The organism is Lagierella sp. (assembly GCF_029983815.1).
Lineage (GTDB): Bacteria > Bacillota > Clostridia > Tissierellales > Peptoniphilaceae > Mediannikoviicoccus.
The window spans coordinates 18,197-37,251 of sequence record NZ_JASBYU010000010.1; the positions used below are offsets into that span (position 1 = coordinate 18,197).

The 19,055-nt window shown below is 36.9% G+C and carries 12 protein-coding genes; 11 read left to right on the forward strand and 1 reads right to left on the reverse strand.

The features are described from left to right. Window positions 1–26: 26 nt before the first annotated feature. The 8 genes from Q1K37_RS05340 (at window position 27) to Q1K37_RS05375 (ending at window position 13,346) form a co-directional block, all read left to right on the forward strand. Window positions 27–1,556, forward strand: a complete 1,530-nt coding sequence (locus Q1K37_RS05340; protein WP_300410227.1) for a YfcC family protein — start codon at window positions 27–29, stop codon at window positions 1,554–1,556. 29 nt (window positions 1,557–1,585) lie between these two features. Continuing rightward, window positions 1,586–2,797 carry a peptidase T gene (pepT, locus tag Q1K37_RS05345; protein ID WP_300410312.1) on the forward strand — a complete coding sequence of 404 codons (1,212 nt, stop codon included), beginning with the start codon at window positions 1,586–1,588 and terminating at the stop codon, window positions 2,795–2,797. Next, window positions 2,797–4,197, forward strand: coding sequence for a beta-Ala-His dipeptidase (gene pepD / locus Q1K37_RS05350; RefSeq protein WP_300410230.1), 1,401 nt, complete (start codon window positions 2,797–2,799; stop codon window positions 4,195–4,197). Before pepT ends, pepD begins: the two co-directional genes overlap by 1 nt. Before the next feature lie 69 nt (window positions 4,198–4,266). Further along, entirely contained in the window at window positions 4,267–4,770 is a 504-nt protein-coding gene (locus Q1K37_RS05355) for a GNAT family N-acetyltransferase (protein ID WP_300410232.1), read from the forward strand. A gap of 1 nt (window position 4,771) precedes the next feature. Then, entirely contained in the window at window positions 4,772–5,458 is a 687-nt protein-coding gene (locus tag Q1K37_RS05360; protein WP_300410234.1) for a TIGR00266 family protein, read from the forward strand. Between the two features lie 162 nt (window positions 5,459–5,620). Continuing rightward, window positions 5,621–11,941, forward strand: a complete 6,321-nt coding sequence (locus tag Q1K37_RS05365; protein WP_300410236.1) for a cell wall-binding repeat-containing protein — start codon at window positions 5,621–5,623, stop codon at window positions 11,939–11,941. A gap of 139 nt (window positions 11,942–12,080) precedes the next feature. Next, window positions 12,081–12,797: a hypothetical protein gene (locus Q1K37_RS05370; protein ID WP_300410239.1), complete on the forward strand. Its 717-nt coding sequence runs from the start codon at window positions 12,081–12,083 to the stop codon at window positions 12,795–12,797. Window positions 12,798–12,920: 123 nt separating this feature from the next. Continuing rightward, complete coding sequence (locus Q1K37_RS05375) at window positions 12,921–13,346, forward strand: DUF3139 domain-containing protein (protein WP_300410241.1); 426 nt, start codon at window positions 12,921–12,923, stop codon at window positions 13,344–13,346. Between the two features lie 147 nt (window positions 13,347–13,493). On the opposite strand, the gene Q1K37_RS05380 is transcribed toward Q1K37_RS05375, so the two are convergent. Then, window positions 13,494–14,729, reverse strand: a complete 1,236-nt coding sequence (locus Q1K37_RS05380) for an aminopeptidase (protein ID WP_300410244.1) — start codon at window positions 14,727–14,729, stop codon at window positions 13,494–13,496. 226 nt (window positions 14,730–14,955) lie between these two features. Here Q1K37_RS05380 and pepF point away from each other — a divergent pair, with 226 nt between their 5' ends. The 3 genes from pepF (at window position 14,956) to Q1K37_RS05395 (ending at window position 18,134) form a co-directional block, all read left to right on the forward strand. Next, the gene (gene pepF, locus Q1K37_RS05385) at window positions 14,956–16,734 is read left to right on the forward strand and encodes an oligoendopeptidase F (RefSeq protein WP_300410246.1); all 1,779 of its coding nucleotides are present in this window, start codon (window positions 14,956–14,958) and stop codon (window positions 16,732–16,734) included. Then, window positions 16,734–17,534 (forward strand): pyrroline-5-carboxylate reductase, encoded by an 801-nt coding sequence (gene proC / locus Q1K37_RS05390; RefSeq protein ID WP_300410248.1) that lies wholly within the window; start codon window positions 16,734–16,736, stop codon window positions 17,532–17,534. The genes pepF and proC overlap by 1 nt, the downstream gene beginning before the upstream one ends. Before the next feature lie 81 nt (window positions 17,535–17,615). Continuing rightward, window positions 17,616–18,134 carry an isochorismatase family cysteine hydrolase gene (locus tag Q1K37_RS05395; RefSeq protein ID WP_300410250.1) on the forward strand — a complete coding sequence of 173 codons (519 nt, stop codon included), beginning with the start codon at window positions 17,616–17,618 and terminating at the stop codon, window positions 18,132–18,134. Window positions 18,135–19,055: the final 921 nt, after the last annotated feature.

Sequence of the window (19,055 nt, forward strand, 5' to 3'; positions counted from 1 at the left end):
ACTAATCTATATAGGAGGAATTTTAGATGGATAAATTATTTAAAAACAAGAAAAAGAAGAAACGTAGTTTCCCATCGGCTTTTACGGTGCTTTTTATAGTGCTGGTTTTAGCTGCTATTTTAACCTACGTTGTGCCTGCTGGATCCTATGAGAGATTACAGTATGACACAGAAGGTCAACAGTTTATTAAGATGGGAATCGATGGAGAAGAGACTGCTCTTCCTGCAACTCAGGAGGTTTTAGATGAACTTAAGGTTACTATACCCCTTGAAAACTTTGTAAACCAGGACATCAAAAAACCCGTTGCAATTCCAGGGTCATATCATACTCTACAACAACAGCCCCAAGGTTTTATGAAAGTTGCTAGAGCACCTATTGAAGGTATAGCAGACTCCATTGGAATTATAGTCTTTGTACTTATCCTAGGTGGTTGCATCGGGATTTTAAATACTACAGGTACTTTTGATGCTGGTATTGCTGCTCTTTCTAAGAAGACTAAGGGTAAGGAATTTCTTATGGTGGCAATTATTTCAAGTATTGTTGCTCTAGGGGGTACAACCTTTGGACTTGCCGAGGAGACCATAGCCTTTTACCCTATATTAATGCCGATTTTCTTGGCATCTGGATTTGATGCTATGGTTACAATTGCTGCAATTTACATGGGTTCATCCATTGGAACCATGTTTTCCACGACAAATGCCTTTTCTGTGGTGGTAGCTTCCAATGCAGCAGGTATCAACTTTAAGAAGGGTCTATATATTAGAATTATCACCTTGGTTATTGGACAGGCAATGTCTCTGTGGTATATCTATAGATATTCTCAAAAAGTTAAGAAGGACCCAGCTAAGTCCATAGTTGCAGAGGATATGCCAAGGATTAGGAAACAATACCTAGAAGGCTACGATCCAAGCACCGTTGCACCTTTTAACTTTAGAAGAATTGCCATGTTGGTAGTGTTTATAGCGGCCTTTCCTCTAATGATATACGGAGTTATGGAACTGGACTGGTGGTTTGAAGAGATGAGTACTCTCTTTTTAATCGTAGGGATTGCTCTTATAATCCTTTCCGGGTTACCAGAACAAAAGGCGGTAAGCTCCTTCTTAAATGGGGCGGCAGATTTGGTTTCTGTTGCACTGATCATAGGGGTAGCTAGAGGTATAAATATCATTTTAGACAATGGTATGATTTCAGACACCATGTTATATGGTGCTTCTAATATCATAAGTGGAATGAATGGTGTGCTATTCTCCACAGTGCAGATGATACTATTCTCCTTCTTGGGAATCTTTATACCTTCATCTTCAGGACTTGCCACTTTGTCCATGCCGATTATAGCGCCATTAGCAGATACGGTTTCCATAGGGAGGGACGTGGTTGTATCAGCCTATAACTTTGGTCAAGGTTGGATGGCGATAATCGCACCGACAGGGCTAATCCTTGCAACCCTTGAAATGGTGGATGTTTCTTATGATAAGTGGATAAAATTCATCTTGCCACTAATGGGAATGCTACTGGTTTTATCAGTGGTAATGCTTGGAGTGCAAACCGTAATTTAATAAGAATTTAGGAGGTAATTATGTCACAGATGTTAGAAAGATTTTTAAAATATATAAGTTATGATACACAAAGTAATGACAAAAATGAAGAATGTCCTTCAACAAAGGGTCAGTTGGAGCTGGGAAAGGTTCTTGTAGAGGAATTGAAGGACTTGGGCATAGACAATGCAGTCTTAGATGAGCATGGTTATATCTATGCATCCATTGAAGGAACTGTTAAGGATGCTCCAAAGATTGGTCTAATCGCCCATATGGATACGGCTTTGGAAATGCCTGGTAAATGTGATAATCCTCAAATTATAGAAGAGTACAAGGGTGGAGATATCATCCTAAATGACAAGTATAAATTGACTGAAGAGGAATTTCCTTTTTTAAAAGATTTAGTTGGTCATAAAATTGTCACAACCGATGGAACCACTTTACTTGGTGCCGATGACAAGGCTGGACTTTCCATTGTAATGACAGCGGCTAAGTTCTTTATGGAAAATAGGGACTTAAAGTTTGGAGATATAAAGATAGGGTTTACTCCCGATGAGGAAATTGGCAGAGGGGCAGATCTATTTGATGTTAAGAAATTTGGCGCAGACTTTGCCTACACCATCGACGGTGGACCTGTAGGAGAACTGGAATATGAAAACTTCAACGCTGCCACTGCAACTATTGACATTGAAGGAAAGGCTGTGCATCCTGGTTCTGCAAAGAATGTACTGATTAACGCCCTTTTAATTGCCCAAGAGCTAAATCAGATGTTACCTGTAAATGAGAGACCGGAGTACTCTGAAGGCTACGAAGGATTCTATATGTTAGATGAGATAATGGGGACTTCTGCTAAGGTGAACATGATATATATCATAAGGGACTTCTTCAAAGAAAGTTTCGATGGAAAGAAGAATCTACTAAAGGATATTGTGGACTTTTTAAATAGAAAGTATGGCAACATTGTAGAACTTAAAATTGAGGACTCCTATTACAATATGAAGGAGAAGGTAGAACCTCATATAGAAATTGTGGACCTTGCAAAAGAAGCCATCACTCAAGCGGGACTTACTCCGATTATTAAGCCTATTAGGGGTGGTACTGATGGTGCAAGACTGTCCTTTATGGGCCTTCCAACACCAAATCTTTTCACTGGAGGCTACAACTACCATGGAAGATATGAAATAGTTTCTGTGGACTTGATGGAAAAATCCTTGGAAGTCATTAAAAATATAATCTTGAACAATGGAAAGGAAGGTAAATAATGGAGAATTTAAAGCCTTCAAGAGTTTTCTATTATTTTCAAAAGCTTATGGAGATTCCAAGACCCAGTGGTCATGAAAAAGAAGTATCCGACTTTCTAATTGAAACTGGTAAAAAGCTAGGTCTTAAGACTTACCAGGACAAGGCATTAAATGTGATTTTGAAAAGGGATGCATCTAAAGGATATGAAAATTCTCCAAAAGTGGTTTTACAAGGCCATATGGACATGGTGGGAGCCAAGGCTTCTGGTTCAAACCACGACTTTGAAAAAGATCCGATCGTGCCTGTAATCCAAGATGGATATTTAAAGGCGAAGGACACTACTTTGGGAGCCGATAATGGAATTGCCGTTGCCATGGGACTGGCTTTACTGGAGGATGAAAATTATCAAGGACCACAATTGGAACTGCTTGTTACAACCGATGAAGAAACCAGTATGTCTGGAGCTTTGAATTTGGAAAAGGGTGTATTGGAGGGTAACTACCTAATAAATTTGGATTCGGAAGAAGAGGGAATTCTAACTGTGGGATCTGCTGGAGGTCTTACTGTATTTATCGAGGAAGATCTATCCCAATTGGAAGAAAAAGATGGCTTTGAAGTTTACCTACATGGACTAAAGGGCGGCCATTCTGGGATGGAAATAGACGACAATAGGGGAAATTCTGTAAAAATCCTTGGCGACTTTTTAAGTATGTTAGGAGAAGAGATTACAATTGGCGAATTTAACAGTGGAACTTTAGACAATGTTATACCTTCCGAAGGTAGAGTTAAAGTCTTTGGAACAACTTTAGAAAAACTGAAGGAAGTTAAGGAAGAAGTTATTAAAAAGTACTCCGACGTTTCTGAAGAAATCGCCATTGAAATATCTGAAAGTAAGGGGGAAAGCTATTCTAAGGAGCTTTCACAAAGGCTTATTCAAATGATTGAAGAAATGCCTACTGGAGTAAATAGTAAAATGGATAATAGTGATACTGTGGAGTCCTCCAACAACCTTGCCTTTATAAAGCAAAGGGACAATAAACTATTAAGTGAAATATCCCTACGTTCTTCTGATAACGAAGTCTTAGAAAGCTTAAGAAAAAAGATTGTTAAGGTCGTTGAAAAATATGGATTTTCATATAGGATCGGTTCACAGTACCCTGGTTGGGAATACAATGAAGATTCAAAGCTTAGACCACTAGCTCAACAGCTATATAAGGAGATGGAAGGAAAGGACTTTGAAACCATTGTGGTTCATGCCGGCCTGGAATGTGGGGCGATTTATGAAAAATATCCAAATATGGACATAATCTCCATTGGACCAAATATTACAGGAGCCCACTCCATAAAGGAACAGGTGGAAATTGAGTCTGTAAAAAGGGTCAACGATTATCTAGTAGAACTTTTAAAAAGGATAAAATAGAAGAGTGGGGCAAAGGAAAACCAACTTTTGTCCCATTTTATAAGGATAAATAATAGAATTGTGGTAGTTATGAACCTTAGAAAGACTGAAACTAAAGACATAAAAAGAGTGTTGGAAATTTATGAAGAGGGCAGGTCTTCCCTTAGGGAGGATGGGGTTGACCAGTGGCAAGATGAAGGACCGACTTTAAATAGTCTGAAACTGGATATGGAGAGAGGCTATTCCTATGTACTAGAAGACAGAGGAGAAGTTTTAGGTACCCTTGCAATTGTTGAGGGGGTTGGGCCTACTTACTTGAAGATTAAAGGTAGGTGGTTAAACCAAAGGCCCTACATTACCATCCACAGATTTGCAGTTTCAAAGTCCTCAAAGAATCGAGGTTTTGGTAAATTGATGTTCCATGAGTCGGAACAGTTGGCAAAGACCAAGGGGATTACCAGTATTAGGGTGGACACCCACAACGACAATCTAAAGATGAATAGCCTGTTGATTAGCTTGGGTTATCTTTATTGTGGTATCATTACCTTGGATAATGGAGATTTGAGAAACGCCTATCATAAGGAGGTTTTGTAGAATGGAATATGAAATTGTGGGAGAGAATCTCCCTGTTTTAAAGATAAAGCTTAACCATGGGGAGAGCATTGTAACAGAAGGAGGAGCCATGAGCTGGATGACTCCTAACTTGAAGATGGAAACAGTGTCCCGTGGAGGTGTGGGAAAGGCCTTGGGAAGGCTTTTTTCTGGAGAGAAGATGTTTCAAAATACTTATACTTGCTATGAGGGAAGTGAAGGCGAGCTTGCCATTGCATCTTCTTTTCCTGGAAGTATCCTAGTTGTGGATATAGACCCTAGTAGAGAGATAATTGCACAAAAGTCATCTTTTCTAGCTTGTGAAGAAGGGGTAGACCTTTCAGTATACTTACAAAAGAAGCTTAGTACTGGGTTCTTTGGTGGCGAAGGCTTTGTTATGCAAAAACTTTCTGGAAAAGGAAAAGCCTTTATAGAGATAGACGGTTATTGTCAAGTTTATGAATTACAAGCAGGAGAAGAGATAGTTATAAGTACTGGTCATCTAGCTGCAATGGAAGGAAGCTGTGATATGGAGATTCGTTCAGTGGAAGGCTTAAAGAATATGTTCCTTGGTGGTGAGGGAATCTTTAACACCATTGTGACAGGGCCAGGAAAGGTATATCTTCAAGGAATGCCTATTTCAAATATTGCTGGGCTAATACAGTCCTACTATGGAACTTCTGCAGATTGATTTAATATTATTATATAAATTTTAGGCACCCATTATGGGTGCTTTTTGCATGTAGAAAACTCCCTTTGCCCTTGGGATTTTACATCCAATTTACTTTAATTAATACCAACTTAATAGAAATATATTAGAGTTAAAGAAAAGAATGAATGAGGAGGAAAATTGGTGAAAAAGATATTTAACAAACGAGTTATGACTTTTTTCCTAGCTTTAACGATGATACTAAGCTTTCTACCTTTTAAAACAGTAGAAGCAAGAGAAGTAGGGCCAAAGGTCATAATATATGAAGTATACGGTGGAGGGGGCAATCTATCATCCACTTTTAAATATGACTATATCGTCCTTAAAAATATTGGCGATAAGCCCCAAGACCTAACTGGATGGAGCGTTCAATACGCTTCTGCAACAGGTAATAAATACAATAACAAGACGGAATTACAAGGGCAGATCGAGCCTGGAGAGTTCTATTTAATTCGGGAAGCTGCAGGTAATAATGAGGCTAAAGATCTTCCAAGAACTCCTGATGTTATCGGCAAGATCACAATGAGTGCTAGTAAGTTTAAACTTGCCCTAGCTAATTCTACTGAAACTATAACTGATAAAAACAGTCCACGGGTTGTGGATTTTATTGGCGTTGGAAGTGCTAACGAATTTTTAGGTGACAATCCTGCGCAAAAAGCTTCAAATGTTTCCTCCATAAGAAGGATATTAAATGAGGATAAGACAGTAAAGAATACTGGTGATAATGGTGAAGATTATGAATCCATTCCTCATAATGAAACTGTACTAGACTATTTAAACGAAAAAACAGAAGCTCCTAACCCTTCAGATCCCACAGACCCAACAGACCCTGTAACAACTTCTCTAACTGTCAAAGAAGCAAGAGATAAGGCAGTTGGAGAGGAAGTTACAACTTCTGGAATAGTAACCTTTATCGACGGACAAAATGCAACGATTCAAGATGAAACAGGAGGAATTGCCCTTAGAAATTCAACAAACTTTGATTTTAATCTAGGGGATAAAGTTGAAGTAATTGGTTCAAGGGGAACTTACAATGGACTTGAACAGATCAACACAACTGATATAAAGGTAATTTCTCAAAAAAATGAACTTCCTAGCCCTGTAAAGATGGATTTGGCATCTCTAATTTCCAATTATAAAGATGTAGAATCCCAAAGGGTTCTTTTAGAGGGACTTACTTTAGGAGAATATGTAAAAGGTAATATATCATTAACTGATGATAAGGGTAATTCTATCAATATCTATCAATCAAAGGGGGAAGGGAATAAGGTACTAACTGCAAAGGCTGGCGATATTGTAGATGTTACTGGCGTTGTTGGTGTTTTCAATAGTCCTCAAATTAGAATAAATTCTGATGAGGATGTAGTAGTAAAAAGTACTAATTCTCCAACAGATCCCGAGGAACCAGTAGCAGGTGGTGTAAATGTAAAGGAAGCCAGGGACACTGCAACTGGAAAGACCGTTACTACTTCTGGAATAGTTACCTTTGTAGATGGTAGAAATCTTACAATCCAAGATGACGTGGCAGGAATTGTAGTTAGAACTAAAGACATTCCAAAGGCAAATCTTGGAGATAAAATCGAAGCAACAGGTACTAGAAGCACATATAATGGGCTTGAACAACTGGATAACTCCACCTTTAAGGTACTATCTTCTGGAAATGAACTGCCAAGTCCAAAGGTTGTAACTTTAAAGGAACTTGTAGCCGATAAAATGGCAGAGAGTTTAGAGTCTCAAAGGGTGGAACTTAAAGAGGTAAATTTAAGACAGATTAACACCTCTGGAAACACCTCTATATATAAAGATAATAATGAAATGAACATTTACAAAATACCTGATATCACTAAAGAAGGTATTTCTGACTATGACAAGGTAAATGTCATAGCAATCGTATCACAATATAATGATATGCAGCTTAGGGTTGTAGAGGCTAAGGATGTTACCCTAGTTGAAAAGGGGGAAGAACCGGTATACGAAGAGCCGGATTTTGAAGATCCTATAAAACCAGAAATGGAAGTTCAAATAAAAAAGGACTTCCCAGAAGCTTTAAATATCAATGAGGCTATGGCAACTCCTTTTGATACTGAGATAATGGTCTATGGTGTTGCCACACATTCCTATGGTGGTGGATCAGCTTTAATCCTTGAAGATATTATAGATGGAAAAGTTGTAGGATACCAAGTATATGGACCTACAGAAACCGTGCAAATGGGTGATATTGTACTTGTTAAAGGTAAACATATAAATTACTACTCAACTCCTGAAATTTCCAATGTTTCCGAGATGAAACTTATTGACAAGACTGAACCTGTTCCAGCACAGGAGATAACCGCTGAAACTTTGAAAAACTTCTCTAAGGAGTTTATTAATGAATATGTATATATAAAGGACATAACCCTTCCTAAGTACAACGGTTCTTCAACAATGCAATTTGTAAGTCCTACAGGAAATGTTCAAACTTTTAGAGCACCAGAATATCCTATAGGAACTGTTCAGGGAGACAAGGTGGATATTAAGGGTTCTATATCAACCTTTAATGGAACTCCTCAAATAAGACTTGGGGACAAGACGGACTATATAATAAAAGAAGATAAACTAGCTCCATTTATCATAGTTCCAAACCTATTAGATGCAAGGGCAACTGTGGACTATGTCTTTACCGTTGGGGCTATGGATAATGTGGATGTAAAATCTGTAGAGTTTATTGCAAAGATTGGCGAAGAAACTCTAGCGCCTATTTCCATGGAAAAAGACCCAATAAGTGGAAACTTCAAAGGAATAATTCCTGGAGATAAAATTCAAAACGGAAAAGATATAGAACTTACCTTTAAAGCAGAGGATGTAAATGGAAATACCACTAGTGAACATTATATCGGGGAATTTATCTATGGGGAGTCCACTCCTTCCAAGGAGCCTGTAATTGTAAAGGTGGACAGTAGGCCACAGGTGCTAGAGGTTAGTCCAAAGACAAATTCTGAAGTTATGGATACAAAGAGTCCTAAAATAGAAGTAGACTTTACAAATGCTGGAGACAACCCAAAGGTAGAACTAGTATTAAATGATAAAGAGCCTGTGGAAATGACAGTCTCTGGAAACAAGGCAAGTTTTACACCATCTAACCTAGATGATGGAAAGGTAAATGCTAAGGTAATTGTAACAAGGAAAGAAGATGGCACTAAGTCTGAAGAATTTACCTGGTCCTTCTACATTGGGAAGGCCACTGTAAAGGCATATTTTGGTCAAATTCACTCCCATACAAACTACTCTGACGGTTCAGGAACTCCTGATGAAGCGGTTTCCTATGCGTCTAATGTAGACAACCTTGACTTTTTCTCCCTGACAGATCACTCTAACTATTTTGATGATGCTGGTAATTTAGGAAAAATAGATGATGCAAATTCTGGAAAGAGGGATCCTGTTCAATCTGGAAAGTCAAAATGGCAGGCCTATAAGGAAATCATAGAAAAGTACAACACCGAGGACTTCTTGGCGATATATGGCTATGAGATGACTTGGACCAAGACTGGAGCAAACTACGGACATATCAACACCTATAATACCGAAGGGTTTGTTTCTAGAAACGACGAATACTACAACGATAAGTCTGAATCCAAGGGACTTGTAAGGTACTACGACCTATTGGCAGGACTTAAGGATAAGAATCAAAATGTTATAAGTCAGTTAAACCACCCTGGAACTGTCTTTGGAAACTTTGATGACTTTGGTCATTATAGCCCTGAATATGATGAAGTTTTAAACTTAGTTGAAGTTGGAAACGGAGAAGGACCTGTAAGGGGACAGGGTTACTTTACAAGCTATGACCAATACACCTTAGCACTAGACAAGGGATGGCACATATCTCCAAGTAATAACCAGGATAACCATAAGAGAAAATGGGGAGATGCCAATACGACAAGGACCGTTGTAATAGCGGACAATTTGGATAAAACTTCTCTATTTGACGCAATAAGACAAAATAGGGTCTATGCAACAGAGGACAACAACCTATTTGTAGACTTTACTGTAAATAGTCAAATGATGGGTTCCAGAATAACCAATGCTCCTGGAACTTTGAAGTTCAATTTGAACATCAACGATGAGGATAGCACCGATATTATTGGTACAGTTTCTGTAATCTCAAATGGTGGAGTTGTAAAACATAAAGAGGAGTTAAACTCCAATGTTGGAGACTTAAGCTTTGAAATTCCTAACGACGGAACCTACTACTATTTGAGAATTGACCAAGCTGATGGAGACATTGCAGTTACTTCCCCTGTTTGGACAGCGGCTGTAGAACGTGTAGGAATTGACTCTGTTACAAAGTCTACGGAAGTGGAATACCTAAAGGAAGAAACTCCAATCAGCACAAAATTTGTAAATGGCAGCGCCAAGGATATAAAACTAAGCAAGATAGAATACTACCAAGTTGTTGGCGAAAAGGAAGAGCTGATTAAGACAGTGGACACAGGCCTTCCTACTTTGAAAAGCAAGTCAACAGAGGATTTTACAACTGGTGTAATTCCAACAAAAACAGGTAAAGTTAAAATTTTAGTTAAAGCCTATCCTAAGGACTCAAAAGAACCTTGGACAGGAAGTATCGACCTAAATGTCTACGACAAAGAAGCTAAGGTTACACCTATAGCAGAGGTTCAAAAAGCCCCAGAAGGACAGGCCTTTACCATCGAAGGCAGACTTACTTCAAATGCCAGCGGATATGACAAGAACACAGCCTTCTTCGACTCTGCCTATGTACAAGATGAAAGCGGCGGAATCAATATATTCCCGATATCAGGCGACTTTAGAGAGGGACAAAAGGTTAGGATCTTTGGAATGACTTCCTCCTACCAAGGAGAACATCAGTTAAATATCGACAAGATTGAAATAATCGATGAAAATCAAGAAAAAGTATTGCCAACTGAAATGAGTATAGGAGAAGTTCCAGAAAATCTTGGACTACTAGTAAAAGTTAGTGGTGAAGTAGAAAAGGTTGAGAAAAAAGGCGACATTATTGAATCCATCATTTTAAAGGACAAGGATAATAAGACAATAAGGGTTTTTATTGATGGATACATTGGCCATGATAAGGACGAAAGCAAGTCAATGGAAGACATTGTAGAAAAAAACATTGTTGAAGCGATAGGACTTTCTTCCATAGACAGCCTTGGAAACAGGATTAGGATTAGAAATAGATCTGATATTAGAGTTATTAAAGAAGAAAAACCTACAGAGACTGAAAGTGAAAGGTTTGTTCCTGAAGTCATAGATGAGACCATTACAAAGGGAGATAAGGTAAGTCTTTTGGACAATATCAAAAACCTTCCAAAAAATGCAACTATTGAAGACATTTCAAACCCTCCAATAGACAGTAACAAAGTTGGAGAGCAGACTGGAAAGGTAAAGATTACCTTTGCTGATGGATCTACAAAGGCTGTGGAGATAAAGGTCGTGGTAAAGGATGAAGAAAAACCAGAAGAAAAACCAGATCCTAAACCAACACCAAGACCAACACCTAACCCAACACCAAGTACACCAAGCACACCAAGTCCTGTGGAAAAAGATAAGATTAGGGAATTTGAGGACATCTACAACCTATATAAGACCAATAGAATCTACGGAGAAGACAGATACAAAACCGCTGTAGAGCTTTCCAAAGCCTACTACAGTTCTTCAGACAATGTGGTAATAACCTCTGGAATGGAAGTGGTGGACTCACTTACAGCAACGCCACTTGCATACTCATTAAGGAGTCCAATCCTACTTGCTAGAAAGGACAAGTTACCACAGGAGACAATAGATGAACTTAAGAGGCTCAATAGTAAAAACATCACCATAGTAGGTGGTAAGTCCACAGTTTCACCAGAAGTGGAACAAGAACTTAAAAACCTTGGTTACAATGTTGAAAGAGTATCAGGAAAAGACAGATACCAAACAGCAGTAGAAGTAGGTAAAAGAGTTATCGAAAAAGCAGGCAACAAACATAAAATTGTACTTGCCAGTGGAGTAAACCTAGTGGATGCCCTAGCAGGAAATAGCATATCTGCAAAGGAAAATATACCAATACTACTAACAAAAGTAGAAAGATTAGAAAATTCCACAAGAGAAGCCATTAAGAAATGGGATGTGAAAGAAGTAGTTATAGTTGGAGGAAGATCCTCCGTATCCAGTGAAGTAGAACAAGAACTAAAGGATATGGGAATCACAGTGACAAGGCTAAAGGGTAAAGATAGATTTGAAACAGCAGTAGAAATAGCGAAATACCTATACCCAGAAGCAAAGAAGATCATGGTTGCAAATGGCTATAACTATATAGATGCATTAGTGGCAGGACCAGTTACAGTCCATGGTGAAACTCCAATACTACTACTAAAACAAAATGAAATACCAGAATCCGTAAAAGATTATCTAAATAACTCAAGTGTTGAAGAGATAGAGATAGTCGGTGGAAGCGGAAGTATTTCGAAATAGGAAAATATAATACAAAATACAAAATGCCGGCTCGATGAGTCGGCATTTTTTGTATGGTAGTACTAAAATGTTTTAAATTTTATTCATAAAACGTTGATAAATTTAAAAAAATTTGCTATTATTAATTAGAGGTGATAACATGAAAAAAATAAATAAAATATTTAAAATAGTATTGGTAATTGCTCTTATTATTATTATTAAGAGTAATGCACTAGCAAAAGAGAATTTAATTAATGAATTCCTGAATGAACAAAATGAAAAGGTAAATTATTTTTACCAAACCGGTCAAATAAGTGAGAAAAAACAGTATCAAAATCTTGAAACGGTTTATGAAGATTTTGTAAAGATTAACGGTGAAATATTTGAAACTTTTGAAGAATATGAAGATTTCATAATTGAAGATATGAAGTCTAAACATGAAATTGAACAAGAACTAGAAGAAAATAGTACATTGGAGTATTTTACTGCAATTAATAAAAGCAAGGTATACACAGGAGATATAGTCGTTACTAACAATAGTTTTTCTTTTGGATTAACAGGGCATGCAGGTTTTGTTGTAGATAATAATAAAGTATTAACTATTAATGGACCAGGAAAGCACCCAGTTGTAGAAAGTTTTGATAGATGGATAAAGGGTGCAAAAGATAATGGTGCTTGGATACAAATAATTAGACCTAAGGATAAAGCACTGTCAACACACAGGCATATTGCAAAGACCTGGGCATTGAAAAACTACACTAATAATGGAATTGGAAAAACCAATATTAAATATGGTATTTCAAAGAATTTACCCTCAATAAATCCTACTTATTGCTCAAAAATTCCTTTCCAGCATATAAATTTGGAGCTAAAATAGGACATGATTTGCCTTCAAGTAATAAAATTATTACCCCATATAGCTTAAAAGATTATTTTAAAGATAATCCAACTTCTCAATTTGAACACAGCATAAAGAATTATTATTAATAAGGTATTAGAAATGAAGAAAAAAATTAATATTGTAATAGCTATTATAGTTGTTCTTGCGGCTATTTATCTAGTTTCAAGTTTTATCACAAAAACAATAGCAAAAAATTCAATTGATGCTTATATTTCCCAACAGGGGATTAAGCAAGAGGATATTTTAAAAGATATCGGGATAGGTTCAAGAACTAAGACTCAAGAATATGAAAGAACCATTATATTAAAGAACACTCCTGAATGTGAGCTTCGGTACTCTTTTTCTGCTCCAGATATAATAGTTGCTGTATATCCTAAAAAGGATAAGAAATTTTATAAAGGTGTAAATTATAGTACTATGTGGAGTTTAGATAGCGAAAATAACAAGGAAGATGAGAAATACTCCGAAGGAACTTTAGATAGTAATGGAGAATTTTTAAGAGATTTCGAAAAGATATTAAAGTAATAGATGTAGAAAGGCTACTAAACCTTTGACAGTAATAAAGCATAAAACCCCTTAGAAAGGTGTGAAATTGGCCTTTTCTAGGGGGTTATTATATTTAGAAATTTTGCACAATGTCTTTGAGTAACTTTGCCAAATATCTTTGGGTTACTAGAACGCCCAGTTTCCGTCTTTAAAGATATATTCTACTTCACCGTTTGGAAGTTCTCCTGTTATTTCTAAGTCCTTTGATCCCACCATAAAGTCTTCATGGATTAGGGAGTCGTTAACTCCAATTTCTAATAGTTCTTCATCGGATAGGTCAACTCCACCTTTTATACAGGTTGGATAGGCTTTACCAAAGGCAAAGTGACAGGATGCATTTTCATCAAATAATGTGTTATAGAATAGCAGGCCAGAGTTTGAAATTGGACTGTCATATGGCACAAGGGCAATCTCTCCCAGGTATTTTGCGTTTTCATCTACGTCGAAAAGGTCTGTTAGGTATTGTTTTCCAACTTTTGCATCATAGTCCACAACTTTACCATTTTCAAAGGTAAAGACCATTTCATCTACCAAATTTCCCCCGATATTAAGAGGTTTTGTGGAATACAATTTTCCATTTACTCCATCTCTTTTTGGTAATGAGAACACTTCTTCTGTAGGGATATTGGCGATAAATATATTTCCCTTAGCATTGTTTGAACCACCGGATATCCAAATGTGATTTTCAGGAAGTTCTACTTCAAGGTCTGTTCCCTTTGAGTTTTTATAGTGTAATTTTTTATATTGCTTTTCGTTTAAAGTGTTGGCATGGCTGTCCATTATTGCTATATGGTCATTCCAAGCTTTAATTGGGTCCTCTACATCGGTTCTAGTGGTGTAGAAAATTGCTTCCCATAGTTTTTCTAAAGCTTTATCTTCTGGAAGGTTAGGGAAAACTCTCTTAGCCCAGCCCTTAGTTGGAACGGACACCACGCACCAAGAGTTGATATCGTTCATGGTGTACTTCATATTTTCTTTATTTGCTGCAGAAAAGGCCTTGTTCCAATTTGCCATCTTCTTAGGATCTACATCCTTCAAAAGTTCTGGGTCTGTTGCAGCAACGGAAATTACAGCGGCTCCCTTTTCCATATAGTACTTTGTTCTATCCACCATCCATTGTGGAACTTCTTCAAAGTATTCCACTGGTGCATTTTCATATTTCATTAGGGTTAGGTCGTCGTCAGACCATTGTACTATTACTTCTACTGCGCCCTTTTCGTAGGCTTTTTTTGCCACTAATTTCCCAAAATCTGCTCTTTCAATTGGGCAACGTAGTAATACTGGTTGGTCCTTTTGAACATTAACTCCCTTTGTTACAACTAAATCTGCTAATTTTTCCATATTTGCTTGAATATTTGTCATTATATCACCTCATCAAAATATTTTACCAAAAGGTAGTTTTATGAATTTAGCTTAAAATCTTTTCCTCAAATATATATACCCAAGGAAAGATAGAACTATTGAAAGCTATTTCATCATAGGGCTTGTCTAGTTAAAATCAAGCTGGTATTAATATCATAGCATGTTTTTTGAAGAAATGTTTCAAAAGGTTTTCAAAAGATATATACTAATAACAAGGAGGGGTTTTATGGATATACTAAAAATGGTTGATAGAAAAGATGTTGATGAAAGATACACTTGGGATTTGACTCATATTTTCAAGTCCAAGGAGGAATTACAAAGACAGTTAAGTGGAGTTGAACAACTGGTTAATAAATTCCTAGATGAACACAATAAGCTCTATTCCAATAAGGACGATGTGAAAAATGCCTTGGATTTATATAGTGAAATCTTGGAAAAGGCGTACCTTTGTTGGGCCTATACCAGCCTAAGTATGGAGACGGACTATGGAAATCAAGAGAATTATAAGCTATTTATGGAAACCGATGGAATATTAAGTGACTTAATGGCTAAGATTTCATTTTTTAAGATAAGGATATTAACTACCAATGAAGATGTGTTAAAGGATTTGGAAAAGGACGAAACCTATGGGGCATATATTCAAAGGGTTTTAGAGGATAAACCTTATGTGCTATCTGAAGAGACGGAAAAAGCCTTGGCTAAGATGACTCCTTTAAATTCTTTTTACTCCATATATAACGCTATTAAATTACAGGATATGAAATTTCCTGATTTTGAAGCGGGTGGAAAGAAAATGCAGCTTTCCTATAATCTATTTGAAGGACAATATGAGGCATCTAATGATACAGAGATTAGAAGAAATTCCTTTGTGGAGTTTTCAAAGGTATTGGAGGAGCATAAAAATTCAACTGCTGCCGCCTACCTCGGAGAATGTCAAAAGATGAAGGTTCTTTCTGAACTTAGGGGTTACGATTCTGTATTCGACTTTCTACTACATGACCAAAGGGTTTCAAGGGAGCTTTATGATAGACAACTTGATGTTATCATGAAGGAACTTTCTCCAATAATGAGAAAGTATGCAAGGATTCTTAAGAGAAATCACAACTTGGACAAGATGACCTATATGGATTTAAAAATTGACGCTATAACTGGCTTTGATAGACAGATATCCGTAGAAGAGGCTAAGGATTTGATTGAGGAAGGCCTTGAAGTACTAGGAGAGGAATATGTTCAAATGCTTGATGAAGCCTTTGAGCACAGGTGGATTGACTTTGTAAACAACCATGGAAAGTCCACTGGAGCTTTTTGTTCATCCCCTTATGGAACCCATTCCTATGTTTTAATAAATTGGACTGGAACTATGACGGAAGCCATGACCTTGGCCCATGAACTAGGTCATGCAGGACAGGGTAAGTACACCAATGAAAACTGTAATATTTTAGATACTGATCTTTCCATGTACCTTGTGGAAGCGCCATCAACGGCCAATGAACTTATTATGGGAAGGGAGCTTTTGAAAAAGGCCCAGTCTGAAGAGGAAAAGAAATACCTTAAGGGTCAAATTATTGCACGAACCTACTATCATAATTTTGTGACCCACTTTATTGAAGGCTATTACCAAAGGGAAGTTCTTAAATTGATTGATCAAGGTAAGACATTTACTGCCGATGACTTGTCTGAAATATTTTTAGAAACCTTGAAGAAGTTCTGGGGTGACGATGTTGAGTTTACAAAGGGTGCAGAACTTACATGGATGAGACAGCCTCACTACTATATGGGACTTTATCCATACACCTATTCTGCAGGACTTACCATTGGGACACAGGTTGCAAAGTTGATAGAAGAAAATCCTGACAATTCTAAGAACTGGATTGAAGTTCTAAAGACTGGTGGCAAGTTAAAGCCTATGGACTTTGCCAAGAAGGCGGGAGTGGACATTTCTACAGACAAACCCCTAAAGGACACCATCCAGTACATTGGATCCCTTGTTGAGGCGTTGGAATAATGTATAAACTAGGATTTATAGGGTTTGGAAACATGGGCAAGGCTATGGCACTTGGAGCCCTTAAGAGTGGATATTCCAAGGAGGATATGGCCTTTTCAAAGGTTTGTAACATTGAAGAAACCCAAAATGAATTTGGAATAAAGGGGTTTAAATCCAATGTTGAAGTGGCTAGAAATAGCGAAATAGTTATTCTTGCAACCAAACCCTACCAATATGTTAAGGTAATTGAAGAGATAAAAAATGAAATAGGAGACTTTACCATCCTCATGCCAATAACTCCAAGTTTTAGTACTGTCGACATTCAAGAACTGATTGGATGGAAGGTTAAAGTTGCTAGAATCATGCCAAACACTCCAGCCCTTGTAAACTGTGGGATTACAGGTCTTTGTTTTAGTGGAAACTTTGAAGAAATGGAAAGACAAAAAGTCTTTGACTTTGTAAAATCCTTTGGAGAAGTGCTGGAAATAGAGGAAAACCTAATGGGGGGAGTCTCTGCAGTAAGTGGTTCTGGACCTGCCTATGTGTACATGTTAATAGAGGCTATGGCTGATATGGCAGTTTCCACAGGGATAAAGAGAAAAGATGCATACAATTTAGTTGCCAAAACAGTAGAAGGCTCTGCAAAAATGGTCCTTGAGACAAAAAAACATCCTGGCGAACTTAAAGATGAAGTTTGTTCACCAAAGGGCAGTACCATAGAAGGTGTTATGGAGCTGGAGGAAAATGGCTTTAGAGGAAGTATTATCAAAGGTCTTAAAAAGACCTTGGATAGATTTAATGAGATGAATGAAGAAAAGTAGCAGCTGATACAACCTAAAGCTAAATTGAGGGAGAAATCCCTCTTTTTATATGATATAGGCAGTAGAATTAGGAGGAATAAGTTGAAGGATATACTTGTAGTTGTTGACATGCAAAATGATTTTGTAATTGGAAGTCTTGGAACTAAAGAGGCAAAGGCGATCTTACCAAGGGTGGTAGAAAAGATAGAGGGTTTTGATGGAGAAATCTACTTTACAAGGGATACCCACGAAGAAGACTATTTAAATACACAGGAAGGAAAAGTGCTTCCAGTGAAACATTGTATTAAAGGAACAGAGGGCTGGGAACTTCATCCAGAAATACAGAAGTATGCAAAGGAAAATATAATCGACAAAGTGACCTTTGGGTCAAAAGAACTGGCAGAAAAGATAGAAGAAGTACATGGGAAGGAGAAGATAGACTCTATTACATTGGTTGGACTATGTACGGATATATGTGTGATTTCAAATGCCCTAATACTAAAGGCCTTTATACCGGAAGTAAAGATCATCGTTGATGAAAATTGTTGTGCTGGTGTGAGTCCTGAAAGTCACGAAAGGGCCTTAGAGTCCATGAAAGCCTGCCAAATATTTGTAGAATAGTATTTTGGTATGACCCGTTAAAAACATTGTGCAAAAAAATATTTAAAAGAAACCCCTTGAAACTAGCTTAATTAGAGGCTTTTCAAGGGGTTTTAAACTTAGTGGATGTTAAAGAAAATTTAACTCGGAAGATATTTAACATTAGAGAAAACAAATATATTTTTGTAGAGGATTATCATCTTTGACATGGAAAATGAGAAAAAAGCCTTTGAAACTAGGTAAATCCCATAAGTTAGAAGGTTTTGCCTAGACATTCTGTTGTTGTGTTATGGCGAAAAAAATTAGATTTTCAATTCTTATTACAAAACATTGTGCAAAAAAATTTTTATAAGATATCCTTTGGAATTGGCTTAATTCCAAGCTTTTTAAAGTGTTTTAAACTTAGTGGCTGTTAAATAAAATTTAATGGACATTTTCAAGTAAGTAGACCAAGGGAAATGATTTCCTATTTATTTTATATCTATTCTCTATATTGCTATCAGGTGTCGATGGGTTAAACCACCACTTTTTACTCTCTATATTTTTTTACTTCACAACCGGTTCACCAGCTTATCAAAAATAAGTTCTAGAAAAATAAAAATTAATTTCAAGAAAAAGAATACTTTTTGATTCACAGAAAATAAATATCAATTAATAAATATTCAATTAGCATGAAACGTTCCTCCTTTATATAATAGAAGACTTACCGATTGATAGTTTAATAATTAACGACAATGTTGGGAATATTTTAAATATTCATGCAATAAAGTTACCTATCTAACAAGTACAGACTACTAAATGTTACTTCTACAATAATTTAAATTTTGTTGGACGTACAACTTGAACCAGGTCTCTTCTCGTGTGAAAATATAGTTGTAAGGAACAAGTACAACAAATTATTAGAATATTCATGTGTATTCGTATAATTTCAAATATAGAAAA